Origin of the sequence: Teichococcus aerophilus, from assembly GCF_014490485.1 — a bacterium.
GTDB classification, from domain to species: domain Bacteria; phylum Pseudomonadota; class Alphaproteobacteria; order Acetobacterales; family Acetobacteraceae; genus Pseudoroseomonas; species Pseudoroseomonas aerophila.
The window spans coordinates 54,778-80,472 of record NZ_JACTVA010000010.1 but is presented as its reverse complement, the minus strand read 5'-3'; the positions used below and the strand labels follow the sequence as shown (position 1 = coordinate 80,472).

The 25,695-nt window shown below is 70.3% G+C and carries 25 protein-coding genes; 11 read left to right on the top strand and 14 right to left on the bottom strand.

The annotated features are described in order from the left end of the window. The 4 genes from IBL26_RS08190 to IBL26_RS08175 all read left to right on the top strand — a co-directional run bounded on the left by IBL26_RS08190 (window position 1) and on the right by IBL26_RS08175 (window position 3,446). Window positions 1-339: a hypothetical protein gene (locus tag IBL26_RS08190; RefSeq protein WP_187783982.1), complete on the top strand. Its 339-nt coding sequence runs from the start codon at window positions 1-3 to the stop codon at window positions 337-339. A gap of 6 nt (window positions 340-345) precedes the next feature. Further along, window positions 346-1,215 carry a carbohydrate ABC transporter permease gene (locus IBL26_RS08185; RefSeq protein WP_187783981.1) on the top strand — a complete coding sequence of 290 codons (870 nt, stop codon included), beginning with the start codon at window positions 346-348 and terminating at the stop codon, window positions 1,213-1,215. Then, the gene (locus IBL26_RS08180; RefSeq protein WP_187783980.1) at window positions 1,208-2,050 is read left to right on the top strand and encodes a carbohydrate ABC transporter permease; all 843 of its coding nucleotides are present in this window, start codon (window positions 1,208-1,210) and stop codon (window positions 2,048-2,050) included. The genes IBL26_RS08185 and IBL26_RS08180 overlap by 8 nt, the downstream gene beginning before the upstream one ends. A gap of 121 nt (window positions 2,051-2,171) precedes the next feature. Next, complete coding sequence (locus IBL26_RS08175; protein WP_206684170.1) at window positions 2,172-3,446, top strand: ABC transporter substrate-binding protein; 1,275 nt, start codon at window positions 2,172-2,174, stop codon at window positions 3,444-3,446. Window positions 3,447-3,579: 133 nt separating this feature from the next. Here IBL26_RS08175 and IBL26_RS08170 read toward each other — a convergent pair whose 3' ends face one another. Beyond that, the gene (locus IBL26_RS08170; RefSeq protein ID WP_187783978.1) at window positions 3,580-3,732 is read right to left on the bottom strand and encodes a hypothetical protein; all 153 of its coding nucleotides are present in this window, start codon (window positions 3,730-3,732) and stop codon (window positions 3,580-3,582) included. A gap of 233 nt (window positions 3,733-3,965) precedes the next feature. Between IBL26_RS08170 and IBL26_RS08165 the strand changes: the two genes are divergently transcribed. Then, window positions 3,966-4,718 (top strand): SDR family NAD(P)-dependent oxidoreductase, encoded by a 753-nt coding sequence (locus IBL26_RS08165; RefSeq protein ID WP_187783977.1) that lies wholly within the window; start codon window positions 3,966-3,968, stop codon window positions 4,716-4,718. A 45-nt stretch (window positions 4,719-4,763) separates the two neighbouring features. Here the strand turns inward: IBL26_RS08165 and IBL26_RS08160 are convergent, their stop codons facing one another. Continuing rightward, window positions 4,764-7,589, bottom strand: a complete 2,826-nt coding sequence (locus IBL26_RS08160; RefSeq protein WP_187783976.1) for a cellulase family glycosylhydrolase — start codon at window positions 7,587-7,589, stop codon at window positions 4,764-4,766. A gap of 273 nt (window positions 7,590-7,862) precedes the next feature. Between IBL26_RS08160 and IBL26_RS08155 the strand changes: the two genes are divergently transcribed. Then, window positions 7,863-8,363: a GAF domain-containing protein gene (locus IBL26_RS08155; RefSeq protein ID WP_187783975.1), complete on the top strand. Its 501-nt coding sequence runs from the start codon at window positions 7,863-7,865 to the stop codon at window positions 8,361-8,363. A 65-nt stretch (window positions 8,364-8,428) separates the two neighbouring features. On the opposite strand, the gene IBL26_RS08150 is transcribed toward IBL26_RS08155, so the two are convergent. Genes IBL26_RS08150 through IBL26_RS08120 form a run of 7 tightly spaced genes read right to left on the bottom strand, consistent with a single transcriptional unit; the run spans window position 8,429 to window position 13,807 of the window. After that, the gene (locus IBL26_RS08150; RefSeq protein ID WP_187783974.1) at window positions 8,429-9,001 is read right to left on the bottom strand and encodes a hypothetical protein; all 573 of its coding nucleotides are present in this window, start codon (window positions 8,999-9,001) and stop codon (window positions 8,429-8,431) included. Beyond that, window positions 8,998-9,291, bottom strand: a complete 294-nt coding sequence (locus IBL26_RS08145; RefSeq protein WP_187783973.1) for a hypothetical protein — start codon at window positions 9,289-9,291, stop codon at window positions 8,998-9,000. The genes IBL26_RS08150 and IBL26_RS08145 overlap by 4 nt, the downstream gene beginning before the upstream one ends. Beyond that, the gene (locus tag IBL26_RS08140) at window positions 9,288-9,920 is read right to left on the bottom strand and encodes a hypothetical protein (protein WP_187783972.1); all 633 of its coding nucleotides are present in this window, start codon (window positions 9,918-9,920) and stop codon (window positions 9,288-9,290) included. The genes IBL26_RS08145 and IBL26_RS08140 overlap by 4 nt, the downstream gene beginning before the upstream one ends. 12 nt (window positions 9,921-9,932) lie before the next feature. Beyond that, on the bottom strand, window positions 9,933-10,943 hold the full coding sequence (locus tag IBL26_RS08135) for a DUF1190 domain-containing protein (protein ID WP_187783971.1): 1,011 nt from the start codon (window positions 10,941-10,943) through the stop codon (window positions 9,933-9,935). A gap of 3 nt (window positions 10,944-10,946) precedes the next feature. Further along, window positions 10,947-11,372 carry a DUF350 domain-containing protein gene (locus IBL26_RS08130; RefSeq protein ID WP_187783970.1) on the bottom strand — a complete coding sequence of 142 codons (426 nt, stop codon included), beginning with the start codon at window positions 11,370-11,372 and terminating at the stop codon, window positions 10,947-10,949. Between the two features lie 51 nt (window positions 11,373-11,423). Continuing rightward, entirely contained in the window at window positions 11,424-12,584 is a 1,161-nt protein-coding gene (locus tag IBL26_RS08125; protein WP_187783969.1) for a glutathionylspermidine synthase family protein, read from the bottom strand. Window positions 12,585-12,592: 8 nt separating this feature from the next. After that, window positions 12,593-13,807: a glutathionylspermidine synthase family protein gene (locus IBL26_RS08120; protein WP_367615394.1), complete on the bottom strand. Its 1,215-nt coding sequence runs from the start codon at window positions 13,805-13,807 to the stop codon at window positions 12,593-12,595. Window positions 13,808-13,962: 155 nt separating this feature from the next. Between IBL26_RS08120 and IBL26_RS08115 the strand changes: the two genes are divergently transcribed. Then, on the top strand, window positions 13,963-14,697 hold the full coding sequence (locus tag IBL26_RS08115; protein ID WP_187783968.1) for a DUF1028 domain-containing protein: 735 nt from the start codon (window positions 13,963-13,965) through the stop codon (window positions 14,695-14,697). 243 nt (window positions 14,698-14,940) lie between these two features. On the opposite strand, the gene IBL26_RS08110 is transcribed toward IBL26_RS08115, so the two are convergent. Then, entirely contained in the window at window positions 14,941-15,366 is a 426-nt protein-coding gene (locus IBL26_RS08110; RefSeq protein WP_241749142.1) for a PsiF family protein, read from the bottom strand. 226 nt (window positions 15,367-15,592) lie between these two features. Between IBL26_RS08110 and IBL26_RS08105 the strand changes: the two genes are divergently transcribed. Further along, a complete protein-coding gene (locus IBL26_RS08105; protein WP_187783967.1) occupies window positions 15,593-16,495 on the top strand; it encodes a dihydrodipicolinate synthase family protein in 903 nt (300 codons plus the stop codon). A 268-nt stretch (window positions 16,496-16,763) separates the two neighbouring features. Here IBL26_RS08105 and IBL26_RS08100 read toward each other — a convergent pair whose 3' ends face one another. Then, complete coding sequence (locus tag IBL26_RS08100) at window positions 16,764-17,441, bottom strand: EI24 domain-containing protein (protein ID WP_187783966.1); 678 nt, start codon at window positions 17,439-17,441, stop codon at window positions 16,764-16,766. Between the two features lie 195 nt (window positions 17,442-17,636). Here IBL26_RS08100 and IBL26_RS08095 point away from each other — a divergent pair, with 195 nt between their 5' ends. Then, complete coding sequence (locus IBL26_RS08095; protein ID WP_187783965.1) at window positions 17,637-18,797, top strand: ABC transporter substrate-binding protein; 1,161 nt, start codon at window positions 17,637-17,639, stop codon at window positions 18,795-18,797. A 38-nt stretch (window positions 18,798-18,835) separates the two neighbouring features. On the opposite strand, the gene IBL26_RS08090 is transcribed toward IBL26_RS08095, so the two are convergent. Then, window positions 18,836-19,729, bottom strand: a complete 894-nt coding sequence (locus tag IBL26_RS08090) for a LysR family transcriptional regulator (protein ID WP_187783964.1) — start codon at window positions 19,727-19,729, stop codon at window positions 18,836-18,838. Between the two features lie 195 nt (window positions 19,730-19,924). Here IBL26_RS08090 and IBL26_RS08085 point away from each other — a divergent pair, with 195 nt between their 5' ends. Both IBL26_RS08085 and IBL26_RS08080 read left to right on the top strand, forming a co-directional pair. Then, a complete protein-coding gene (locus IBL26_RS08085) occupies window positions 19,925-20,800 on the top strand; it encodes an MBL fold metallo-hydrolase (RefSeq protein WP_206684169.1) in 876 nt (291 codons plus the stop codon). 2 nt (window positions 20,801-20,802) lie between these two features. After that, the gene (locus IBL26_RS08080) at window positions 20,803-21,201 is read left to right on the top strand and encodes a nuclear transport factor 2 family protein (protein ID WP_187783962.1); all 399 of its coding nucleotides are present in this window, start codon (window positions 20,803-20,805) and stop codon (window positions 21,199-21,201) included. Window positions 21,202-21,249: 48 nt separating this feature from the next. Here the strand turns inward: IBL26_RS08080 and IBL26_RS08075 are convergent, their stop codons facing one another. Together IBL26_RS08075 and IBL26_RS08070 are read right to left on the bottom strand one after the other, a co-directional pair. Further along, complete coding sequence (locus IBL26_RS08075) at window positions 21,250-23,409, bottom strand: TonB-dependent siderophore receptor (RefSeq protein WP_187783961.1); 2,160 nt, start codon at window positions 23,407-23,409, stop codon at window positions 21,250-21,252. A gap of 270 nt (window positions 23,410-23,679) precedes the next feature. Next, the gene (locus IBL26_RS08070) at window positions 23,680-25,530 is read right to left on the bottom strand and encodes a bifunctional sugar phosphate isomerase/epimerase/4-hydroxyphenylpyruvate dioxygenase family protein (RefSeq protein ID WP_187783960.1); all 1,851 of its coding nucleotides are present in this window, start codon (window positions 25,528-25,530) and stop codon (window positions 23,680-23,682) included. Between the last annotated feature and the right edge of the window lie 165 nt (window positions 25,531-25,695).

Genomic DNA, 25,695 nt, shown 5'->3' with positions numbered 1-25,695 from the left:
ATGCTGGCACAGAATGTCGCCGCCGTTGTCTGCCGCAACGAGACCTGGCAGGGCCGCGCGGCCACCGAGCCGTATGAATGCGGCTGGGCGAAGGAAGCCATCGTCTTCGTTCGCGCCCTGAAGCCGCCCGCCGTGCCCAGCAGCGTCACCGCGCGGGTGCAGATCAGCGCGGATGGCATGCACTGGGCGGATGAAGGCACGCGCCTGACCTTCCCGGACAACACCGACGCCGTCGCCTTCGCCCGCGTCGCCCATTTCGGCGGCTGGCTGCGCCTGGCGGCGGATCTGCCGGCGGGGGCGGAGATCACGCTGCTCGTCACCCTGCACCTGAAGGAATAGCGCTTCATGCGGGAGAACTTCCTCACGCGCTTCCTGCTGGTGGCACCGACCCAGGCGATGATCTGGGCGGTGCTGGTGGTGCCCTCGGTCTACCTGGCCTGGCTCTCCTTCCACAGCTCCAGCTTCGGCGCCGATGCCCGCTTCGTGGGGTGGGAGAACTACGCGCGCATCCTCTCGGACGGCTATTTCTGGCGCGCCCTCGGCAACACCGCCATCGTCGTGCTGGTGGTGGTGCATCTGGAGCTGTTGCTCGGCCTCGGCATGGCGCTGCTCTTCGCGCAGGGGCTGCCGTTCCGCCGCCTGCTGATCGCCTGCGTCCTCGCGCCCTACGCGGTCAGCGAGGTCGCGGCCGTGGTCATGTGGCGCTTCCTGTTCGACCCCGATGTCGGCCACGTCTCCTACCTGCTCAACCTGCTGGGCCTGCCCGGGCTGGAATGGGCCGTCACCCCCGCGCACGGGCTGGTGCTGGTCTCGCTGCTCTCCATCTGGATGCACCTGCCCTTCACCTTCATGATCCTCTACGCCGCCCGCCTGGCCCTGCCGGGGGAGGTGTACGAGGCCGCGAAGATCGACGGCGCCAGCGTCTGGCAGACCTTCCGCAACGTCACCCTGCCGCTGCTGATGCCGGCGATGCTGATGGCCATGCTGTTCCGGCTGATCTTCGCCTTCCGCCTGTTCAGCGAGGTCTGGCTGCTCACCGGCGGCGGCCCCGCCCGCAGCACGGAGGTGGTGGCCGTGTACCTGTACCTGGAAGCCTTCCGCTACAACGCCTTCGGCGGCGCGGCCGCGACCGGCTGGATCATGGTCGTCGCCTCCCTTCTGATGGCCGCGCCCTATCTGTGGCGCCTGGCGAAGGAGCAGCGCGGCGATGCGTAGGTCGCTCCCCCGCCAGCTGCTGCTCGGCACCCTGAAGCTGCTGGCAGTGCTGGCCATCCTGCTCTGGTCGTTGGGCCCGATCGCGCTGATCGTCTCCTCCTCCTTCAAGCCGGAGGGCGAGATCTTCGCCGTGCCGCCGCGCCTGACCTTCCAGCCAACCTTCCAACACTATGTCTCGCTGTGGCAGCACTGGCCGGATTTCTTCAAGGCATTGGGCAACAGCGTCATCATCACCGCGCTGGCCACCGTCATCGCCGTCTTCGCCAGCCTGCTCGCCGGCTACGCCTATTCCCGCTTCCGCGCGCGCTGGCTGGCCGGCTCCGCCTTCCTGCTGATCGTGGTGCGGCTGATCCCGCCCATCGTCACCACCCTGCCACTCTTCCCCGTCGCCAACGCGCTGGGGCTGCAGGATACGCATGTGCTGCTGGCGGTGCTCTACGCCACCTTCTTCGTCTCGCTCGGCAGCTTCGTCATGCGCGCCTTCATCGACCAGATCCCGAAGGAGATGGACGAGGCCGCGGCGGTGGACGGCGCCGGCCGCCTGACGACGCTCTGGCGCATCATCATGCCGCTGGCGGCGCAGGGCATGATGGCTGTCGCCGTCTTCGTCGCCGTCTATGCCTGGAACGAATTCCTCTTCGCCTTCGTCTTCACCTCCACCCGCGCCAAGACCGCGCCGCTGGTCCTGGCCGAGGTGGTGGGCAGCTTCGACGGCGTCGAGTGGGGCACGCTGTTCGCCGCCGCCACGGTGCAGTTGCTGCCCGTGCTGCTCTTCGTCTGGATCACGCAGAAATACCTGGTGGCCGGCCTCACCGCCGGCGCCACCAAAGGCTGAACCAGGGCGTGCCCGCCATGGGCACGCCCTGGCGAACGTCTGACTGTACGCCCCGCGACGATCACGCCCCGACATAATGAGGACCGGTCAACCGGCCCGCCGAGGAATGGAGAAAGACCCGATGCGCCTGACCCGCCGTGCCATACTCGGCACCACCGCCGCCCTGCTCGCCGCGCCCTCCCTGGCCCGTGCCCAGGCCCGGCGGCTCGACATCCTCTCCCACCGCGTGCATCAGCAGGTGCTTACCCAAGGCGCTGCGGGGGACCTGACCGCCGACTGGCGCCGCCAGCAGAATGCCGAACTGTCCTGGACCACGGCGGATATCGCCCCGCTGCAGGACCGCCTGCTGCGCGAGGCCAGCCTGCCCGCCACCGATTTCGGCATCGGCTACCTGCTGAACAGCCGCGCCACCCCGGAAGTCGGCAACCTGCTGGAACCGCTGGACAGCCTGCTGGCCTCCGCCCCCATCGAGCAGTGGGAAGACATCGCCCCCGGGTTGCGGGAGGCCATGCGCGTAGGCGGCCACACCATCGCCGTGCCGGTGCGCCACGCCACCAACGGCCTGTTCTACAACAAGGCGCTGCTGGAACAGCGCGGCATCGCCGCCCCGCCGCGCAGCCTGGAGGAACTGGTCGATCAGGCCAGGCAACTCACCTTCCGCCCCTCCGGCGCCGCGCCTGTCACCGGCATGGTGATGACGGCGGCGCTGGCAGCCTATCCGGTGATGTTCGCCCGCGCCTTCGGCGGCGACTTCATCACCCCCGACCGCAAGCTGTTGCCGGACCCGGATGCGATGGTGAAAGCCATCGCCGTCATCCGCGGCATGTTCGAAGCCGGCTCCCTGCCACGCGGCTACGCCACCACCACCAACGAGGACCAGGTCACCTGGCTGCAGCAGGGCCGCGCCGCCTTCGCCATCCTGCCCTTCAGCCGCCACGCCCAGCTCAACCGCGCCGAGCAATCCCGCTTCCCCGGCCAGATCGAGGCGATGGAGATGCCGGTCTCCACCACCTCGCCCGCCGGCCTGAAGATGGCGGCGGCGGTGGAGTTCTGGTCCATGTCCATCCCCCGCAACGCGCGGGACAAGGCCCTGGCGTGGAGCTTCATCCGCGCCATGTCCTCGCCCGCCGTCACTACCGGCGCGGCCCGCAACGGCAACGGCCCCGTCCGCCTCTCCACCTACGCCGACGCCACCTTCGCCGAGGCCAACCCGGTCGCCAAGGTGGAAGCCGCCGCCCTGGCCAGCGCCCGCGTCCCATTCCCCGCCTTCGCCGAAGCCAGCCGCGCCGAGGCCATCTTCGTCGAGGAAGTGCAATCCGCCGTGCTCGGCCGCAGTACACCCGAACAGGCGGTGGAACGCACGATGACCCGGGTGCGCCCGCTGCTGCCGGCGTGAGAGGGAAAGGCCAGGGGAAGGAATTCCCCTGGACCCCTTCTTTTTCTGCGGGTTTTTGGATCGTTCAGGGACTGCTCAATACGCCCTGATGGCTTCCGGATGTGATCGCCCGCGCCGCACGCCAGTCACCTGGTCAAACGAAGGCCTCTGCCGTGCTCCGCACGCGCATGTCGGTGTTCAAAATCGCATCCGTTGCGGCCATCCGGCCGCAGAGCTTCCTCCTGCCGCGCTGCCCACATTCATCTTTCAGAATCGCTATGCATGGCGCGCTGTCCATCGTCGACATCCATGGCCGCTCCACGCCGTTCCTCACCAAGCACCCTTCACCACCACCACACCCGGTAAACCCAAAAACAAAAGAAGGGGCCCGGGGAACTCCTTTCCCGGCCTGCCTCCCACCTCCCAGTCCCTATCCAGGCCCAATGAACTCCACAACGCCGCCCATCCCGACGAACAATCGCCACCCCGGATGAGAACCGCCATGCCCGCCCCACACCCGAACGCACCAAAGGCGCCCCGATGCATCTCGACCTGACCGGCCGCCGCGCCCTGGTCACCGGCGGCCGCCGTGGCCTCGGCAAGGCCATTGCCGCCGCCCTGGCGGCAGCCGGCGCCGGCGTCGCCATCTCGCATGAAGGGGCGCATGACGCGGACGAAGCGCAGGCCACCGCCGCCGCTATCGGCGCCCGCGCTGCATTGCCGGCTGATCTGGCGGACCCGCTCGCCCCGGCCCGCTTGGTGCAGGCTGTCGCCACGGCACTCGGCGGCGCGCCGGACCTGCTGGTCTGCAACGCCGCCTTCGAACAGCGCGTGGCACTGGAAGCGATCGATCCGCTGGGGGCCGACCTGCACTGGGCGGTGAATGTACGCGCCAGCCTGTTGCTGGTGCGCGCGGCGCTGCCGGGGTTGCGGCAGGGCGGGCAGGGCAGGGTACTGCTGCTGGGCAGCGTGCAGCAATGGCGCCCCAACCCGCACCAGCTGGCCTATGCCGCCAGCAAGGCCGCCATCGGCAATCTGGGCCGCAACCTGGCGCGCCAACTGGGCGGGCAGGGTCTGACCGTCAACATCCTCTGCCCCGGCGCCATCGCCACCGAAGGCAACGCCGCCGCCTTGGCGGACCCCGCCTACCGGCAGGCGGTGGAGGCCCGCATCCCCGCCGGCCGCCTGGGCCGGGCGGAGGATGTCGCCGCCGCCGCCGTGTTCCTCTGCTCGCCCGCCGCCGCCTATGTCAACGGCGCCGAGCTGCTGGTGGATGGCGGTCTGGCCGCCTGATACCTGATCACGATCTTCGCTTAGACCGACTACAAGTTCAGTAAACTACAGCAGGTCCACGCCATGCCCGGCATAGGCGTGGTAGTAAGGCTGCGCTTCCTGGGACGCCAGGAAGGAAGCCGCCACATCCTGCCGCGTGGTTCCCGAAGCCAGGGCGGCGGTGAAGAAGGCTTGCCCGCCCGCATCGGCCGGCCGGTGCAGTACCCCCTCGTACAGCCCCTGGATGAACCCGGCGGCGTCCTTCGCCCCCAGGAAGCTGGCATACTCGCTGCCCTGCATGATGCTGGCCAGCAGCCCGCTCCGCCCGACGGCATCCGCCTGCCCCAGCAGGCTGGCCAACTCGCCCGCCGCCACCTGCCGGCCGTGCAGCGCCGCGAAGCTGAAGCCGATCCAGGCCGCATCCGGGTCCACCGTCAGCAGCCCGGCGGCGGCCACGCCGCCCGGGTCCTGCCGCGCCTCGGCCGAGGCTACGAAGCTGGCCGCGACATCGGCCCGGCTCTCCCCATGCGCCAGCGCATCACGCCAGAAGGCCAGCCCACCGGCATCGGCGGCGCGGAACAGCACGCTCTCATACAGCCGGCCCAGGAAGGCGTCGTTGGAATGCGCCCCGCTGGCACCATGCGCCTCGGCCGAAGCGAGCATGCTGTCCGCCACGTCGCGCAGGCTGAAGCCATCCTCCACCGCCGCGGTCCAGAAGCTGCGGCCGACCACGTCGCCATCCCGCCCCAGCAACGCGTGGTACAGCCCTTCCACCGCCGCGACGCTGGAACCGGCATGGAAGGTGATGCCGCCATCCAGGAAGTCGACATGCCCGGCATTCAGGAAGCGCGCCGCATGCGCCCCGGCCGCGTCGTTCCACAGCATGCCGCTGACATGTCCATCCGCCGCACGCGTCAGGCTGACATCACCCAGCGCCACGCCGAGCGAGATCGCCCCGGCCGCATTGCCCTGCAGCAGCACCTCGTGCGTCCCCGCCGGACCCGGCACCATTTCCGTCAGGCCGGCGGCAGGGGTGGCGGGCAGCTCCGCCACGCTCTCGCCCGCCTCCACCTTCAGCGCCGGTGCGGTGTCCACCGCAGGCGCAGGTGCGTGCCCCATCACTTCGGTAGGCTCCCCGGCGACGTAGCTGGGGAAGCGCTGCGCCAGCAGCGTCTGCAAGGCATCCATCTTGGATTCGACAGGCGTCCTCCAGTCGGTGTCCAGGATACCGGTGCTGGCGCCCTCATTGGTGTTCCAGGCCCAGTAGCCCCAGGAGATCCCTTCCTTCCCCGGTGCCAGGTCGTTCGTTCCGTCCACGTTGAAGTCGCCGTTCAGGTAGGCGACCAGCTGCTGCATCCACGCCACGTCCTTGGCGTCGGTCATGCCGCTGCCGAACTCGCCCAGCAGCACCGGCGCGGTGCCGGAGGTGAAGACGTGCCCCCACATCTTCTCGAACAGCGCCGGCATGTTATTGGGGAAGTTGGGGTCGTTGAAGAAGCTCTGCGGGAACAGCGATGGCGGGTAGTCGTGCGCCGAGTATACCAGCCGGTTCGGCACGTTCAGCCGCACCGGGTGCTCCGTCGCCCCCATCAGGTTGCCGCCCCACCAATAGCCCTCGCCGTCGTACCAGCCAGTGCCCTCGACGACGATCAACCAGTCCGGGTTCGCGGCCAGGATGGCGTTGCCGGCGCGCTCCGCCGCCGCCCGCCAGTCGGTCGCGCTGCCATCGCCCCAGGTGCCGGCATGCGGCTCGTTGGAAAGGTCGGCGCCCAGGACAGTCGGGTTGCCGGCATAGCGCGTGGCCAGCATCGTCCAGTCGTCGATCCAGGCCTGCTCGGTATAGGTGGCGTCGTACCACAGGCCGTTGTCGTTCGGCCCGTCGCCGGCCTCGCCACGGTGCCGGTCCAGCAGCACCCGCATGCCGATCTCGCCGGCATAGCCGACGATCTTGTCCATGATGCCGCTGGCGGTCAGCCCCACCAGGTCCGGGTTCAGCTGGTAGTTGATGTTGGTCGGCAGGTCATGGCCCGCCAGCGCCTGGCTGGAGAAGGGCAGGCGGATGGCGTTGAAGCCCAGCCCGACCATCTGGTCCATCATGTCCATCCAGTTGCGCTGGTCCAGCCCGTCCGGGGCGAAGCGCGTCGTCTCCATGCCGTACCAGTTGATCGCGCCGATGCGGACATTATCCCCGTTCGCGTCGACGAACTGGTTGCCCTGGGTGGAGATGGCACCGACCGCCCCGTTATTCGGCGCGTCGTCGTCATCCAGGATGGTCGCCACCGCGTGCCCGTCGTTGATGCTGGCGCCGGAGACGTTGGAGAGGTTGAGGGCGAAGGTCTCCCGCCCCTCATGCACCGCGTCGGGCAGCAGGCCGATCGTCACGGTCTGGCTGGTCTGGCCCGGCGCGAACACCAGCTTGCCGCCGCCGCCCACGTAATCCGCGCCCGCCGTGGCCGAGCCATCCGCCGTGCCCCAATCTACTGAGACGGGGAGGGAGGAGGCGGAGGACAGCGTCACCGTGAAGGTCAGGCTGTGCAGCGCCTCGCTGACCGTCACGTCGCCGACCGAGAGGCTGGGCGCCGCCACCGGCGCGCCATCCAGGAGGAAGGCGGTCGGCATATCCGTGCCGCTATCGCCGCGCGCCGCGGTGAAGCCGAAGGTGGCGGACTTTCCCGCCGCGACATTGGCATTCCACTCGGCGCCCGAGACGGTGATCAACCCATCCTGCACCGAGGTGATCGACCCGCTGGTCCACATCGCGTCGATGGTGAACGGCGCCAGGAAGCCGAGGGACCAGTTCCGCAGCGGGTCATCCCCGGCGAACAGGGTGATCTCCCCGTTGAAGCCGTCCCCCCAGTCTGCGGTGACGCGAAACTGCACGAATGGCGCCATGGTTTTCGGCTTTCCCTACGGGCCTGCTCAGGGCCTTTGTGACCGTACGAGAAAGTAACATGTTTTCGCTCAATGCAATTACAGGTTTAGCGCCTTTGTAAGAAAAGCTACCCCAAGATGTATTCCTGCCACACCCCGCGCTATGACATTGGCAACATTCAACTTCCTGGCGATAGCTTGGCCCTGCGTCCGCACGTGCCACGCGCTATAGAGCCGCCATCGCACGGCCCACGCCGCCCCGCTCAAGCCGGGATTGCCGAAGGGACTACCGCCATGTTCGAAGCCCCGACCATCACCGCCACCGACCCGGCCGCCTTGCATGCCGAGATCGCCGAATCCCTGGCCGCCCTGCTGCATGGCGAGCGCGATGCCATCGCCAACGCCGCCAACACCTCGGCCCTGCTGTTCCAGTTGCTGCCGGACCTCAACTGGGCCGGCTTCTACTTCCTGCGCCCGGGCGGGGAACTGGTGCTGGGCCCGTTCCAGGGCAAGCCAGCCTGTGTCCGCATCGCCAGCGGCCGCGGCGTCTGCGGCACCGCCGCGCAGCGCGGCAGCTCGGTCCTGGTGGAGGACGTGCACGCCTTCCCCGGCCACATCGCCTGCGACGCCGCCTCACGCTCCGAACTGGTGGTGCCGCTGCTGCGGGATGGCCAGGTGATCGGCGTCATCGACCTGGACAGCCCCATCCCCGGCCGCTTCACCGAAGCCGACCGCCTGGGCATCGAGCGCATCGCCGCGCTCTACATCGCCGCCAGCGACCCGCTCCCCGGCTGATCGCCCACTCAGCCCAGCGTCGCCCTGCCCAAAGATCGCCCCGCACTTCCCAGGGCGGCCGCCCTCTAACCCCGTATCTCCCGCCCCGTGCCGCCCCAGCCCCGCCGCCGGATGCTGCGGCGTTCGATCTCCACCCGCAGCCCGCGCGGGTCGCCCAACTGCTCCACCAGCGCATCCAGCACCCGGCTGAGCACGGCGACGCCCCCGGGGGCATGCCGGATCTGCCGGCGTTGCCCGTGCAGCAGCACGTCGCGCCCCCCGGCTTCCGGCCGCAGCACCAGCGCCAGCGTGCCGAAGGCGTCGCGCAGCGGGTCCGCCGCATCGGACAGGTCCACAGCCTCCAGCACACGGTAGCGTCCGGCCGGCACGTCGCCGCCGGGCAGGGCCGGGTCGCGGTCCGGGTTGCCGCAGGCCATCGCGGCCTCGGGCGGCGCGGTCCAGCGCGCCTGCACGGGGCCGAACTGCACCTGGCCGCGATACTCCAGCGTCAGCATCGGCAGGTCCCGGCGCGGCGGCACGGCAATCCGCAGCCGGGTCTCCGGGTCCCGCACCGGGTCGGCACCGCCGACGCGGCGGGCCCGCCACAGGCCATAGCCCACCAGCACGATGCCCAGCACCAGCAACAGGGTAGTGATCATCGGGCGCCCTTCAGCGGGCCGTTGGAGCGGCTCAGCTGCTCCTCCCGCAGCCGGAAACCGGGCGAGGGCAAGGCGTAGTCCTGCGGCACCCACATGCGCATGCTGCCTTCCTCGGCGGCCAGGGTGCCGTTGCGCTCGGCCTCCACCGCCCGGCGTGCCGCTTCCACATAGGCGCGGTCCGTCACCGCCTCATCCCAGTTCGAGACGGCGAAGGTCAGGCCGGCGCAGAACAGCGCCACGGCACCCGCCAGCAGCGCCAGCGCCGCGCCATTCAGTTCCCGGTGCATCATGGCCGCGCCTGCCCGCCGGCCGGCGCCGCCGGCAACAGGCGACCCATCCGCTCCACCAGCCCCGGCGCCGGCTGGCCGCGCAGCGCGCCTTCCAGCAACGCGCAGGCCTCGGCCACGCCGTCCCGCCGCCGGCCATGGCCCAGGCTGACGATCATGCCAGGCAGGTACTCGGCCAGCAGACGTGTCGCCTCGGCGGGCGGCTGCGGCTGCCGCATCACCGCCCGCGCGCTGGCCAGCAGCGCCTGCAGCGGCTCCGCCTGCGCGGGCGCCCGGCGCGCCGCGCTGGTCAGTTGCGCCAGCAGGGCCGGCACCACGGCGCGTTCCAGGGCCTCCCGCGCCTCGGCCGGCAGCAGGGCAGGGTGGGCGGGCGTCCAGCCGCCCTCCCGCCCGGCTTGCGCGCCCCCCATCAGCAACCGGTCCAGCCGCCGCGCCGCCGGCATCCCACCGGCCACATAGCCCAGCACCGCCGCCACCGAGGGCGCGGCCACCAGCGCCACCCAGTAGAGCAGGCCGTTCGGCGGCATCAGCCAGCCCACCAGCCCCAGCGCCGCCGCGGCCAGCATCAACACCAGCAGCAACCGCCGCTGCGCATCCCCCAGCCAGGTCTCCGGCGGCCGGCTGAAACTCACGCTCGCCATTCCTCAGCCCCCCGCCGACATCGAACGCCCGGTGGAGCCGAAGCCCGCCCGCGCGATGGTCTCGGTACGGGTGGAAAGCGCCGACCCCGCCCGGTCCCCGGCAATGCTCGCCAGGCTGCGGGCCGGCGTCAGCCGCTGGCCGCTGGTATCCCAGGCCTGGGCCCCGCCGGTACGGCTGGCATAGGTGGCCACCGGCACCCGGTTGCTGGTCCACCCCCAACCCTGCCAGCGCGGCGCGTAGCTGGCTGCGTAGCGGTCCCGCCAACCGGAATTGTAGCTGCCCCACCAGATGAAGCGCCCATGCGCGCCGCTGCTGCCGCCGCCGCCGCCGTTGGAGGAACTGGCCAGCGTGGCCTCGCCCGGCAGCGTCACCTCGGTACAGGTGGTCCAAACCGCCTCGCATACCCGTTGCTCGACGAAGCGGTTGAGCAGCACGGTGCTCTCGCAACGGCCCCAACCCGCCTCGCACCCCGCCCGGTCGTCATAGACCGGCGCCCGCCGCGGATAGGCGGAGCGCTGCGGGAGGCTCAGCGCCTCCGCCGGCTCGCCGACAACGGCATCCTGCACCGGTTGCGGCTGCAGGCCGGATGCGTACAGCGCCCAGGCCTGCCCCTCCCGGTCCCGCACCACCGGGTCCGGCGCGCCGCCGCCCGGCCGGGTGTTCCACCCCACCAGCACCGGGCGCCAGGACTGGCCACGCCCCAGAGGGCTGGCCTCGCCCTCGCACGCGCCGGCCCCGAAGGCCGCCTCGCAATTCGCCGCCAACGCGAAATGCGGCCGCGTGGCGCTGTGCTCGCGCTGCGCCACGCGCTCCAGCGCCGCGCAATGCGCCGGGTCCTCGCCCAGGCGCCGATGCGCGGCTTCGCAGATCTCCTGCCGCTGCACCGTATCCAGCGGCGTATCGGGCGGCGGCGTCTCGTCGCCGCAGGCCGTCGCCGCCAGCCCTACCGTCACCAACGCCGCCGCCCGCACGGTGCGGGAGCGGCCGAGGCGTATGCCCGGCCCGGCGCTCATCGCTCAGCCCGCCATGCAAGCATTGTTCAGGATGCCCGCGCCGATCTGGATAAACGCGATGAACACGGCGCCGCCGCCGACCTCGTCCGCCTCGATCTCCGCCTTCAGCCGGCCCTGCAGCACCGCCGAGAGCACCAGGTGCACCAGCAACTGCACCAGCACGGCGACGATGCACCAGATCGCCTGGTCCAGCGGCCCGGCCGCACTGCGGGCCACGGCCGCGATCGGCAGCACCATCCCCACCGCCTTGCCGCCGAAGGCGATGGCCGTCGGCAGGTTGCCCGCGCGCAGCAGCGCCAATTCCCGCTGCGGCGTGGCGAAGGAGATCACCATCAGCCCCACCACCCAGAACAGCGCCCCCAGCCCGAAGGCGGTGACGAAGCTCAGCAGCGTGGCCGGAAACACGGCGAGGATATCAGCGGCCTGCATGCGGCAATTCCTGAGTGAGAGCACGAAAGGCGGGCGAAGCGGCAGCCCGCATCATGGCGGCAACAGCATATGCGGCACGAAGCGCGCGTCGATGCGCGTGACCGGCCCGTTGGATTCGCGGAAGGACAGGCCAGCGGCTTCGCCATCCACCATCCACACGCTGGGCGCGGCATGCACACCATCCAGCACCGGCAGCGGGCAATGCGCCTGCCAGACCAGCGGGCCACGGTCTGTCGCGCTCGGCTGGCCGGGCAGGCTGACACCCTCGCCATCCCAGCCCCGGCGCGGCTTGGCCACCGCAGGCATGTCCAGCATGCCCGGCTCCAGCGCCGCCGGCAGCAGGTAGGGCGAGTCCGGGAACATGCGCCACAGCACCGCCAGCAACGCCTTGTCCGCCAGCAGGCGCGTCCAGGCCTGGGGCAGGAAGCGCGTCTTACTCAACGGCAGCGCGTCGGCATTCGTCTCCCGCTCCATCCAGTGCCACGGGTACAGCTTCACCAGCAGCTCCAGCACCTGGTCGTCGGCATCGGTGAAGCGCAGGGCCTCGGTATCCCAGCCCACCTGGCCGATGCCGCACAGATGCACGTCGAGGCCGACTTCCCTGGCGGTCTCGGCCAGATACTCGGCGGTGAAGCGCTCGGCGGTGTCCAGCGGGTTGCCGTCGCCATCGGCATCGCCGCCGCTGGCGATGCACAGCCGCCCGCCCAGCCGCAGCCCCTTCCACATCGCGATCAGCTTCTCATAGACCAGGTTCTCCTGGTCCTCGCCGCCGCGCCCCCCGGCGGCCTTCCAGGCCTCGAACCATTCCCATTGCAGGTAGGACGCCTCGGGCAGGCAGACCGGCCCGTCCGCCTCGTAATCCAACAGCTTCGGCACGCCATCCGCGCCCAGGCTGAAATCCATGCGGCCCAGGAACGTCGTCTCCCGCGCCTGCCACGAACGCTCGATCGCCGCGATCATCCCCGCATTCTCGATGCCGAAGGCCGCGTAGTCGCGCTCCCGCACAATGGTGTTGATGGCCTTCAGGCACATGTCGTGCACCGCGTCCGCCGCGTTCAGCCAGGTCAGCGCGACGGCGGGCGCCAGCGCGTAGGCGGCGCCCGTGTTCCAGTAGGGCGCACCATCCGGCCCGGGCTCCAGCAGGCCCAGCGCGCGCAGGCGGTGCTGGAACAGGTCTGGCGTGGAAGTTCGCAGTCGGCGCAAGGGAAGCATGGAATCGCTCACAGCAGAATATGCGGCACGAAACGGTCCTCCAACGTGGTCACCAACCCATCGCCTTCGCGGATGCCCAGCCCGCACGGCTCGCCGCCGACCGACCACACCCCCATCACCGGATAGGCCGGCACGCCGCCGGCATCATGCGCCGGCAACGGCGCCCATTGCTGCCAGATGGTGGGGGAGGGCGGCAGCTCCTCCGGCATCTCCGTCGACGCATCGGCGGAGGCCGCATCCTCGATCGTCATGCCATGCCCTTCCAGCCCCAGCGCCGGCTTGCCGATGGCGGCACCGTCGATCGCGCTCCGATCCAGCGAGGCCGGCAGCAACAGCGGGTGGCCCGGAAACATCCGCCACAGCTCGGCCAGGATGGCTTTGTTGGCATGCAGCATCCGCCGGGCGGGCTCGATCCACCGGGTGCCGCCGCGCGGCAGCAACCAGCCGCCTTCCTCCGCATCCAGCCAGTCCCACGGATACAGCTTGAAGCAGGCCTCCAGCCGCGCGCCCTCCGGCGTCACCAGCCCGTCCTGGGCATGCCAGGAGATGTCGTCCACGGGCAGGAAGCTCGCCGCGTGCCCGGCCGCGCGCGCGGTGGCCATCAGGTAGGCCACCTGGGCGATCTCGTCCTCCCGGTCGCGCTCCGCCGCGAAATACACCTGGTGCGGCAGCCCCATCGCCGGCCAGCGCGCCACCAGCGCGTCGTCGATGGCGTTCCACTGCTCCGCGCCCGCCGGCAGGCCGGTCGCCTGCTCGAACCACGCCAATTGCACCACCGCCGCTTCCAGCAGCGCCGCCGGTGTCTCCGCATTGAATTCGTAAAGCTTCAAGCCGCCATCGGCTGCCAGCCGGAAATCAAACCGCCCGTAGAGCGAGGGTTCCGCCGCGCGGTGGGACGCCTCCACCAACGCCATCAGGCGCGGGCTGAATCCAAAGCCCTGATAGTCGCCCCGTTGCACCACCGCATCGGCGGCGGCCTCAATCATCTGCTCCAGCTCCCGCGCCGCAAGCGCCATGCGCTCCGCCACCGTGGCGCGCAGCACGTAGCAGGCGTCGCGCGCCCAGTACTCACGGCCATCCGGCGAGTGGAACCCGAAGCCCAGCGCCTCCGCCCGGTGCGGAAACGCATCATCGCGCGGCAGCGCCACGCGGCGCAGGGCATCGGGGCAAGGCGTGTCTGGCTGGTCCGGCATATCCCGCCCGCTGGCACCGGCGGCGGCCACGCCCGCCCCCGGTTTGTTACGGGAAAGGAGCCGCCGGGACCACGCGATGTCAACCAGCCGGCCGATCACAGGCGTGACAGGGAATGTGCCATTGCCCCTTGAACAAACCGCCATTCCCACGAACCCTTGGCATCCCACCTGCCGAGGCCGCACGCATGACCTGGTCCATCCTTGCCCATGACCCCCGCACCGGCGCCTTCGGCGTCGCCGTCGCCACCTGCGCCTTCGCGGTCGGCGCCTCCTGCCCGTATCTGCGCGCGGGCGTCGGCGCCGTCTCCACCCAGTCCTTCACCAACCGCTATCTCGGCCCGGCGGTGCTGGATGCGCTGGAACGCGGCCTGACGCCGGAAGCCGCCATCCAGTCCGCCCTGGCCGGCGACGCCAACAGCGCCTACCGCCAGGTCCACGCCATCGACCGCCGCGGCCGCAGCGCCGCCTGGACTGGTTCCAGCTGCGTCATCTGGGCCGGCTCCGCCGCCGCGCCCGGCTTCAGCGTCGCCGGCAACATGCTGGCCGGGCCCGCCGTGGTGGCGGATACCCTCGCCAGCCTGCAGGCCGCCGACGCCGCCCAGCCCCTGCCCGAGCGCATGATGCAGGCCATGGACGCGGGAGAGCAGGCAGGCGGCGACCGCCGCGGCCGCCAGTCCGCCGCCATGAAGCTCATCACCACCGAGGATTTCCCCGACCTCGACATCCGCGTGGACGACCACGCGGCACCGCTGCCGGAACTGCGCCGCCTGCTGGGCATCTGGCACCAGAAGCGCCGCCCGTCCCTGGCCACCGGCCCCCGCAAGGCCAACCCCTCCGGCGAGGTCGACCGTGCCGCCATCCGCGCCGGCTGGGCGGCGGAGGGGCTGGACCTGCAATTCGGCGACGAAGCCGGGCACTAACGCCGATCGGCATCCAGGCCGGCGCCGGAAGGAGGGGCAGGGGAAGGAATTCCCCAGCCTTCCTGCCAAGCCCGGATGTCGATCTCGCCCAGATCCCATCCGCTGTTCGTCAGGCGCGACCACGCTGCCGGTCAAGCCGACCCGTGACGATCGCGCCAACGCCCCGCGCGCGCCAAGGCCCGGAACACCGCCTCCCGGACCTGCGTCCGGACGGCGCGGTAACGCCCGATCCGCCGCCTATCCTCAGCGCGGCGCCGCGGCGCCCGAGAGGCACTGGCTCATGAAGCTGCGCCGTGCATCCCCCGCCAGGCTGCGGCTGCCCGCCTGTGTGTTGCAGGTCCGCATCCGGTCCTGCTGCGTGGTCGGCGCCCCGGCGGCCGGTGCCGCAGCGGCCGGCGTGCGCCCGGCCAGGCAATCGCTCAGGAAAGTGCGGCGCGCCTCGCCGGCCAGCTTGTTGGTGCCGGCCTGGGTGTTGCAGGTCCGCATCCGCTCCTGCTGCGCGGCCTGCGCGGCGGTGGGCTGGCGTGGCATGGCGGCGGAACCACTGGCAGCGGAACCACCGGCGGCGGGCGGCGTCGGCGTGGCGCCCTGCGCCATGGCACCCACCGGTGCCGCCAGCGTCAGGACGGAAGCGAGCAGGCCGGCAGTCAACAGGCATCTCGGCGTCATAGAATCGTCCTCCACGGGGCCGCTCTTCTTTGGCGGCGGAGGTAGGCAAGCGCCGATGCTTCGGCAATATCAAATAAAATCGCCTCAACGTTTCTTGTGCGCAATGCATGGCCGAATAGCCATGGGCAAGACGCTTGTTTCCCCGCCCAACCGCTGTGCTAGCTTTCCACCCAACGGCGCCGCCGTGAATCAGGCGCCGCGGACCTCACAGGGAAATCACCGTCCGATGTCGGCTTCTGCTTCATCCGGGCCTTTCGGCCTGGGCTGCGCCATCGCCACCCCCGTCACGGCCACTGGCGCCATCGACCTGCCCCGCTTCACCGCCCATGCGCAGGCCTGCCTTGATGGCGGCTGCGACAGCCTGACCCTGTTCGGCACAACGGGGGAGGGACCGTCCTTCGGCATCGCCCCGCGCCAGGCCGCCTTCGCCGCCTTCGCGGCAGCGGGCCTCAACGCCCAGGGCCGCCTGCTCTGCGGCGTCATGACGCTGACGGAGGAAGACGCACTGGCCCAGGCCGAGACCGCCCTGGCCGCCGGCTGCTCCGGCCTGCTGATCGCGCCGCCCTGCTACTTCCGTCAGGTCAGCGACGACTCCCTCTTCGCCTGGTTCTCCCGCGTCATCGCGCCACTCGCGGGCCGCACGCGGGTGTTCCTCTACCACATCCCGTCCATGACCGGCGTCGGCATCTCGCCTGCGCTCGTCGGCCGCCTGCGCGCCGCCTTCCCGGGCACGGTGGCCGGGGTGAAGGACAGCTCCGGCAGCTGGGACAACACCGCCGCCCTGCTGGCCGACCACCGTGACCTGCAGATCCTCGTCGGCGACGAACGCCAGCTGGCCCGCGCCGTGCGCGAAGGCGGCAGCGGCACCATCTGCGGCATGGCCAACATCGTGCCCGAACTGCTGCAAGGCCCCGCCAAGCGTGGCGAGGACAGCCCGCACATCGCGCCGCTGATCGAGCTGGCCTTTACCCACCCGATCATCCCCGCCCTCAAGGCCATGATCGCCCACCGCAAGCAGGACATGGCCTGGCGCCTGACGCGCGAGCCCCTGCCGGCCCTGTCGGAACAGGTCGTGCGCGAACTCGGCACCGCCGCCGACGCCCTGCTCGCGCGCAAGCTCGCCGCCTGACGCAAAAAGCCCCGCCGGGACGCGCCGGCGGGGCTTCGGAGGGAAGGTCGGGGAAGGAATTCCCCGGACCCCATCTTTTTTCTGCGAGTTTTTCGTGATGCCTCACGTTTGCCAGTTGGCCCCTGGATAAATCCAAAATCCGGCGGCGACGGCTGTCACATCATTCGGCATGTCCACCGCCCGCTAAAACTCGAAGAAGAAAATAAGGGGTCCGGGGAACTCCTTCCCCGGCCTTCCTTCCTTCCTTCTCACCAAGCAAGCCCGCCCGTCAGCCCGGCGCCCCTTGCTTCACCCGCTGCATCAGGTGCGTCATCGCCGCCGTGCCCCATACCGGCACCGCCAGGTTCAGCACCGGCACCAGCGCCGCCGCCGCCAGCACGCCGCCCACGGCCCAGACCGGCCAGCGCAGCCGCCGCCGCAGCGCGCTGGCCTCGGGCACGGACATGCGGCGCTGCGCCACCCCCTCGAACAACCCGTTGCCGAGCGAGATGGCAGCCAGCACCCAGAAGCACACGGCCCCCAGCGGCGGCGCGAACAATGTCAGCAGCATCACCACGATCGTCAGCGCCAGCATCTTCAGGCCCAGCACCACGCCGGCCCAGACCTGCGAATGCAGGCCGGACCCCACGGCGGGCGGCAGGGCAGGGTAGTATCGCCGCTCCACCGCCTCGGCCACCTCGTCCAGGAACAGGCTGGCGATGCCCAGCATCACCGGCACGAACAGCCACACGGCGGAAACCAGCACCAGCACCCCGCCCAACACCCCGGCGAGGGTAGCCAGCCACCCCTCGCCGCCGACCAGGGAGGACACGCCCCAATCCGCCAGCCAGATCAGCCCGCCAAAGGCCAGCAGGGCGCCCAGCACGCCCTTCAGCAGCGGCCAGCGGAAGCCAGGCTCGGTGATCTGCCGCAGCGGCAGCAACAGGCTGGTGGAAACGGCGTGCATCGGACCTCCGGCGGGACAACGGCACAGCAGATGGCCCCGCCCAGGCCCCACCACCAGTGGCCCGGCCCGCCGCCCGCGCGGCAAGCCAACACGAGGCCGCCAGCATGGCGGCCGGCAACCCACCCCGCGCCTTGTCCTGGCCCCGGGCACGCCGCTATGCCGAAGCCCTCTCATGCGGCTGCGGAGGCCACCGTCATGTTCAAGCGCATCCGGGCCCTGCTGGCCCCGCTGCTGGCGGCGCCCCTGCTGCTGCTGGCCACCCCCGCCTGGGCGCAGTGGCCCCGCACCGTCACCGACGTGCTGGGCCGGCAGGTCACGCTGCCCCACAAGCCCGCCACCCTGCTGTTGGGGGAGAGCATGCAGCTCCTCACCCTGTCCCTCATCCACCCGGACCCCGTCTCCCTGCTGGTCGGCATGGGGGGCGACATGCGGCGGGCGGACCCACAGAGCTACGTCGCCTTCCAGCGCCGCTTTCCCGCCATCGACGCCGTGCCGGTGCTGACCACCAATGTCGGCCAGACCTTCTCCATCGAGCGCGGCCTGTCCCTGGCGCCGGACCTGGTCATCCTCAGCGCCTGGCAGGCCAACTCGGCGGAATCCAGGCCGCTGCTGGAACAGTTCGCGCAATCCGGCGTGCCGGTCCTGTTCGTGGACGTGTTCCAGAAGCCGCTGACCAACACCGCCCCCACCATCCGCCTGCTGGGCGAGGCGCTGGACCGCCGCGAACAAGCCGACGCCTTCATCCGCTTCCACGAGGAACGGATGGAGCGCATCCGCAGCCGCGTCGCCGCCAACCCGTCCCCGGCCGGGCAAGGCGCCGCGCCGCGCGTGCTGCTGAACGCCTTCCCCGGCCGCTGGCCCTGCTGCTGGGCCGCCGGCACCGGCGGAAGCGGCGAATTCCTCGCCCTGGTCGGCGGCCGCAACGCCGCCACGCCCGTGCTGGGCAACCGCCCCGGCGGCCAGATCTCGCTGGAACAGGTGCTGAGCGACCCGCCCGACCTGTTCATCGGCACTGGCCTGTACCGCCCGGGCGACCATACCGGCCTGCTGCTGGGCACCGGCGTGGACGCCGCCACCGCCCACCGCAGCCTGCAGGCTGTGACGCAGGAGACGGCGCTATCCAACCTGGATGCCGTGCGTGCCGGCCGCGCCCACGGGCTGTGGAACTACTTCTCCGGCACCGCGATCAACGTGGTGGGGGCGGAAGTTCTGGCCCGCTGGGTCCGCCCCGATTTGTTCGCGGACCTCGACCCCGCCGCCACCCTGGCCGAGATCAACCGCCGCTTCGCCGCCGTGCCCTTCGAAGGCACCTACTGGACCAGCCTGGACCCGGCGGACGACGCCCCCTCCCGCTAGAGCAACCACCCGATGGCGTGAAGCCGTGCCAGGCGCCGTCACCGCCCCCGGGCGGCCTCCGCCGCAACCAGCATGGCCAGGAAGGTGGTGACCTTGGCCGGGCGGAAGCGTGCCGCCGGATACACCGCGTGGATGCCGCCCGACGGCAAATGCCACGCCGGCAGCACCTCGACCAGCTGTCCCGCCGCCAGCAACGTCCCAACCAGGAAATCCGGCAGCACGGAGAGCCCGCCACCGCCCTGCACCGCCGCCAGCACCGCCGGCGTGGTGTCGATCGCCAGGGCGGAGCGCATCCGCACCAGGCGCTTCTCCGTCCCGGCACGGGTGAACGGCCAGAGCAGCGGCTCCCGCAACGCCATGTTGGCGACGAAGGGCAGCGCCGCCAGCTCCTCCGGCTCCTGCACGGCGGCGATCCGCGCCGCCATCGCCGGGCTGCCCACCAGCACCTGCCGGAAGCCGCCGATGCGCCGTGCCTGCAGGCTGGAATCCTCCAGCCAGCCGACGCGGATCGCCATGTCGATCCCGGCCGAGGCCAGGTCCACCGTCCGGTCCGCCAGCATCAGCTCCAGCCGGCAGGCCGGGTAACGGGCGGCAAACTCGGTCGCTACCGGAACGACGGAGGCGATGCCGTAATCATACGGCGCCGTGACGCGCAGCGTGCCCGTGGGCTCCGCCGCCACCTGCGCCAACTCGCCGAACGCGTCCTCGGCCTCGCGCAGGATGGAGGCACAGCGGGCGTGAAACAGCCGTCCGGCCTCGGTTGGCTGCACGCGCCGGGTGGTGCGTGTCAGCAGCGTCGTGCCCAGCTCACTCTCCAGCTCCGCCACCTGCTGGCTTACCACGGCCTTGGTTACCCGCAGCCGCTCCGCCGCCCGGGTGAAGGAGCCGGTGTCCACCACCGCCGCGAAATAGACCAGCCGGTTCAGGTTCATGCCGGCCAGCGGACGCCGCGCCGCGCTGGATTGTCAACCACTGGCAGACATTCTGTCCGATTCATTCGACTAATTCGTACGACACCAGCGTGGCATCCTCCCGGTCGAACGGCGGGCGGCAGTCCCGCCCAAACCAGCACCGCCACGCACCCCGCTTGCCGAAGGAGAGCCCCCATGTTCACCAGGAGAACCGCCGTGAAGACCGCCCTGACCGCCACCGCCGCCGCGCTGGCCCCCGCCGGCATCGGCCGCGCCGTGGCCGCCGGCCTCACCTGGCGGCACTTCCCCGCCGGGCCCAACGGCTTCTTCCGCGCGCCCGTGCTCGTCTCCGGCGCCACCGAGGCGGTGGTGATCGACGCCGGCTTCACCCTCTCCGACGGCAAGGCCCTGGCGGAGGCGATCAAGGCGACCGGCAAGCGCCTCACCACCATCTATGTCAGCCAGAGCGACCCCGACTACTATTTTGGCCTGCGCCCGGTCCATGAGGCCTTCCCGCAGGCCCGCGTCATCGCGGCCTCCGCCACCATCGCCGCCATCCGCGCCAGCGTGGAGAAGAAGATCGGCGCCTGGGGCCCGCAGTTGAAGGAGAACGGCCCCCGCGCCGTGGCCGACATCGTCTTCCCCGATGCGTTCGACGGCCCGGCCCTGTCGGTCGATGGCCAGGCCATCGAGATCGTCGACGCCACCGGCCTGCCGAACCGCCGCTACCTCTGGTCGCCGTCCCTGCAGGCGGTGTTCGGCGGCGTGCTGGTCTTCGCCGGCGTGCATGTCTGGACGGCGGATACGCAGAGCGCAGAAGCCCGTGCCGCCTGGGTCGCCACGCTCGATGCCATTATCGCCCGCAAGCCGGCCGTCGTCGTGCCGGGGCACATGACCGCGGCCGCTCCGACCGACATCTCCGCCGTCCAGCACACCCGGGCCTACCTGCTCGCCTTCGAGGAGGAGGTGCCCAAGGCCGCCAACTCCGCCGCGCTGATCGCCGCGATGAAGGCCCGCTTCCCCGGCCTCGGCATGGAAGTGGCGCTGGATATCGGCGCCAAGGTGGCCAAGGGCGAGATGAGCTGGGGCTGAGCATGGGCCGCAACCTGGCTCTCATCCGCTCCACCTATGAGGGATCGTCGGAGGAGAACGGCCGCAACCTGCTGGCCGCACTCGCCCCCGATGCCGAATGGACGGAGGCGGCGGGCTTCCCTTATGCCGGCACCTATGTGGGCGCGGAGGCCATCATGGCCGGCGTGTTCCACCGCCTGGGCACCGAGTGGATCGGCTACCGCGCCGAGACCCACACCTTTCTGGAGGATGGCGACCGTATCGCCGCCTTCGGCGTCTACAGCGGCACCTACCGCGCCACCGGCCGCTTCATGCGCGCGTCCTTCGCCCATCTCTACGAGCTGCGGGACGGCAAGATTCTGCGCATGACCCAGTATGTCGATTCCGCCATGGTGCAGCAGGCCCTGTTGCCCAGCGCCTGATGCGACGCAAGCGGCCCGCCGGCGCCCTGGCACCGGCGGGCCACACCCTCACCAGCGGTAGGCGAGCGTGCCGATCACCGTCCGCCCGGTGCCGTAATAGCAATAGGTGGCCCCGGTGCAGGACGCGACGTAGCGCTTGTCGAAGATGTTGCTGCCGTTCACCGAAAACCGGTAATTGCCGAACTCGTAGCTGACCGACGCATCCGCCAGCGTCACGGATGGCGAGCGATAGACATTGGCATTGTCGCCATACAGCGAGCCCGTGTACCGCACGCCCGCGCCGAAGCCGAGGCCCGGCAACACCGTGCCTTCGCCCATCCGGTAATCCGCCCACAGGCTGGCCGCATGCTGCGGCACCAGGCCCGGGCGGTTGCCCACCGTGCCGTCATTGGCCTTGGTGATCTCGCCATCCAGATAGGTATAGGCGCCGATGACGTTCAGCCCCCGCGCCAGGCTCGCCACCGCCTCCAGCTCCGCGCCGCGCACCCGCACTTCGCCAGTCTGCACGGAGGAGTTGGGGAAGAGCGGGTCGCGGGTCGAGACATTGGTCTGCGTCAGCTGGAAGACGGAGGCGGTGATGAAGCTGTTCATCCCCGGCGGCTGGTACTTGATGCCGGCCTCGTACTGCTCGCCCTCGGTCGGCTGGAACGCGCCGCCGCCACGCCCGGCATTGTAGGAACCGACGACGGGGTCGAAGGAGGTCGAGTAGCTGACATACGGCGCCAGCCCGATGTCGGAGACATACATCAGCGCCACGCGCCCGGTGAAGGCGTCGTCATCCTGGCTGGTACGGGCCCGCGTCACGCGGCCCACGGTGCGGGATTCCGCCCAGTCCTGGCGCCCGCCCACCGTCAGCAGCCAGTTGCCGTAGCGCAGCTGGTCCTGCAGGTAGAGGCCGGTCTGCGCCAGGTGCTGGTTGTTGTTGGTGCGCAGCCCGCCCACCGCCGTCAGCCGTGAATCCGGCACGAAGGCGCCATAGCCGGGGTTGAAGATGTTCAGCGTCGGCGCCGTGCCGAAATAGCTCTGCGTATTGCCCCAGAACTGCCGGTACTCCAGCCCCGCCAACACCGTGTGCTCGAACGGCCCGGTGGTGAACCGCGCCTGCACCTGGTTGTCCAGGTTCAGCGTGTCGGACGTCTCCCGCTGCACCAGGCTGCCGCGACGTATCGTGAACTGGTCGGCCTCCAGCGCCGAGACGTAGAGGCTGTTGTACTTGACCGTGTTGTGCATGTACCGGCTGTTCTGCCGCACGGTCCATACGTCGTCGAACTGGTGCTCGAAGTTCCAGCCGATGCTGGTCTGCGTCACGTCGGAGCGGTTGTAGTCCGGCTCCCCGGCGAAGCGGCTGCGCGGGATGCGGCCATTCACGTTCGGCAGCAGCGTGCCCTGCGCCGGCAGCCCGATGGGGGAACTGTTCTGGTCATACTGGAAGCGCCCCAGCAGCGTCAGGCTGGTATCCGCCGTCGGCCGCCAGGTGAGGGCAGGGGCGATGAAATAACGGTCGTCGCCCACATGGTCGATCTCGGTATCGCTGTTCCGCACCAGGCCGGTCACCCGGTACAGCAGCGTGCCGTCCTCGGTCAGCGGCCCGCCCAGGTCGAAGCCGCCCTGGAAGCGGTCATGGCTGCCGGCGGAAAGGTTCACCTCGCCGAACGACGTCTCCGTCGGCCGCTTGCTGACCATGTTGACCAGCCCGCCCGGCACCGTCTGCCCGTAGAGGACGGAGGAAGGGCCGCGCACCACCTCCAGCCGCTCCAGCCCGTATTGCTCGATCGCGGTGGGACCGAAGGTCCGCAGCAGACGCATGCCGTCCAGGTACTGGCTGGGCCGCGCGTTGAAGCCACGGATCATCACGGAATCGAAGCGCGGGTCGAAGCCCGACATCTCGCTCAGCACGCCCGGCGTGTAGCGCAACGCCTCGCTCACGCTCCGGATCGCCTGCGCGTCGATCCGGTCGCGGGTGATGACGCTGATGGATTGCGGCGTCTCCAGCAACGGCGTGTCGGTCTTGGTGGCGCTCGCCGCGCGCTCCGCCACGAAGCCCCGCACGGGGGAGGTCGCCGTCTGCCCGGTGGCCTCGACATTGACGGTGGGCAACTGCACCGTGCCCTCCGGCACCGCGCCCTGCGCCCAGGCCAGGCCTGGTACCAGCGCGGCCGCCACCGCCAGCGGAATCTCCTTGCGCCGCAGCGCGCGTCTCACCGTCATCTCAGCCACCCATCGGTCCCGCGCCCCGCAGGGTAAAGCGGCTCCTTAGTGCAACTGCGAGTAACTCTCAAATAACTCCAGCTGCGAATTCGATAAGCCGGACTTCTCAGCGTGGGCGCGGCAGCGGCACAGGCGCGACGCCACCCCTCTGGCCGCCAAGATTTTTGCAAAGCTCAAGCCACAATCAATCGCCCACCACCGCGCGCGGCCAATACAAGGAGGGCCGGGGAATTCCTTCCCCGGCCCTCCTAACCACGATCGACGTAGAGATTACCCCCGCGCCTGCGCCGCCATCCGCACGGATGCATTCGCCGCGCCAAAGCCCTGTGCCCCCCGCCGCTCGATCACCTCGAAGAAGAAGCGGCTGTCGAAGGCATGCGAGTAGAACTGGAACAGCTCCCCGCCCGCATCGCGGTCATAAAGCACGTCATGCTCGCGCAGCCGCGCCAGCATGTCGTCCTCCAGCCCCCAGCGCGCGCCCAGATCGTCGTAGTAGTTCGGCGGAATCTGCAACGTCCGCAGCCCCTTCGCGCGGAAATCCTGCACCGCGGCAAAGATGTCCTGCGTATCGAACGCCACGTGATGCACGCCCGCGCCCGCGAAGGCGGTGACGAAGCGCCCGGTGGAGGTCTTGCGGCTTTCGGAAATGTTCAGCGGCAGCCTCAGCGCCCCATCCGGACTGATCATCGCCCGGCTGCGGATCAGGCCCTGCGGGTCCGCGATCTCGAACGCCTGCTGCGGCTCCAGCCCGAACACGGCGCGCCAGAACAGCACGAAGCTGTCCATGCTGCCCGTCGGCAACGCCTGCGCCACGTGGTCGATCTGCGCCAGCGGTCCCTCCGGCGCGTCCTCCAGCATATGGAAGTCGTTCTGCCAGGACAGGCTGCTGTCGCCGTCCCCATCCGGCCCGATCAACAGGATCAGCGTGCCATCGGTCGCGCGGATGCCGGGCAGCGCCTTTTCATCCACGCCGCGATGCTCCTGCCATTCGGAGCACTGCAACGCCCGGGCGCGCGCCAGCGCCCGCGCGGCATCGTCCACCTTCAGCGCCATGGCGCAGACGGAGGGTCCGTGCAGTTGGAAATGCTCCGCCGCCGCGCTGTCCTGCTCCGCGTTCAGCACCAGGTTGATGCCGCCCTGCCGGTACAGCAGCACGTCCTTGGACCGGTGCCGCCCGCACAGCCGGAAGCCCAGCGTCTCCAGGAACCCGCCCAGCCGCGTGCGTGCCGCCACGTCCACGGCGAATTCCAGGAAGGCCACGCCCTCGCACTTCGCCAGCGCCGGCAACTCCGCCACGCCCGCCTGCGACTCCGCCAGGATCAACGAACGCAGCGCATCCCGCGCATTCAACCGCGCCGGTGCCTCGCGGAAATCGTCGTTGAACACCTCCAGCGAGATCGGTCCCCGATACCCCGACTTCATCACCGAGCCGAGGAAGCCGCCCACATCCAGGTCGCCCTGGCCAGGATAGTTACGGAAATGCCGGCTCCAGGACAGCACGTCCATGCTCAGCCGCGGCGCATCCGCCAACTGCACGAAGAAGATCTTCTCGCCCGGCAGCTCGGCGATACCGGCATGCTCGTCGCCCAGCGACAGGGTGTGGAAGCTGTCCACGATCAGCCCGAGCGAATCATGCCCGGCCATCTGCACGATCTTCCAGGCATGCTTCCAGCGGCTGACATTCCGCCCCCAGGCCAGCGCTTCGTAGCCCACGCGCAAGCCGCGCTTCGCCGCGCGCTCCGCCATCTCCGCCAGGTCGGCGGCGGCGCGCGCGTCGTCGTCGATCGCCACCTCCTGCGTGTTGCTGCACACCAGCACCAGGTCGGTGCCCAGCGCCTGCATCACGTCGAACTTCCGCTCCGCCCGGTCCATGTTCCGCGCCCGCTGCGGCTCCGGCATCGCCTCGAAGTCGCGGAACGGCTGGAAGATGGTGATGGCGAGGCCAAGATCCTCCGCCAGCCGCCGGATCTCCGCCGGCGAGCCCTCATAGGTCAGCAGGTCGTTCTCAAAAATCTCCACGCCGTCGAAGCCGGCGGCGGCGGCCGCTTCCAGCTTGTCCAGCAAATGGCCGCTGAGGCAGACGGTCGCGATCGAGCGGGGCAGGCGGGGCAGGTTCAACATGCGGGCGTCCTCGTCGATGCGCGTCTGGAACGTGGTCCCCGCCTGAAGTTGCGGCCCGGGTCGTGAACCACGCGATCAATCAAATCCGGCAGCACGGCCACCACGGGGCGGCCATGCCGAACATGCGGGCAGGGGTCCGCCATCATGCCGGGAAGCCAGCGGTCC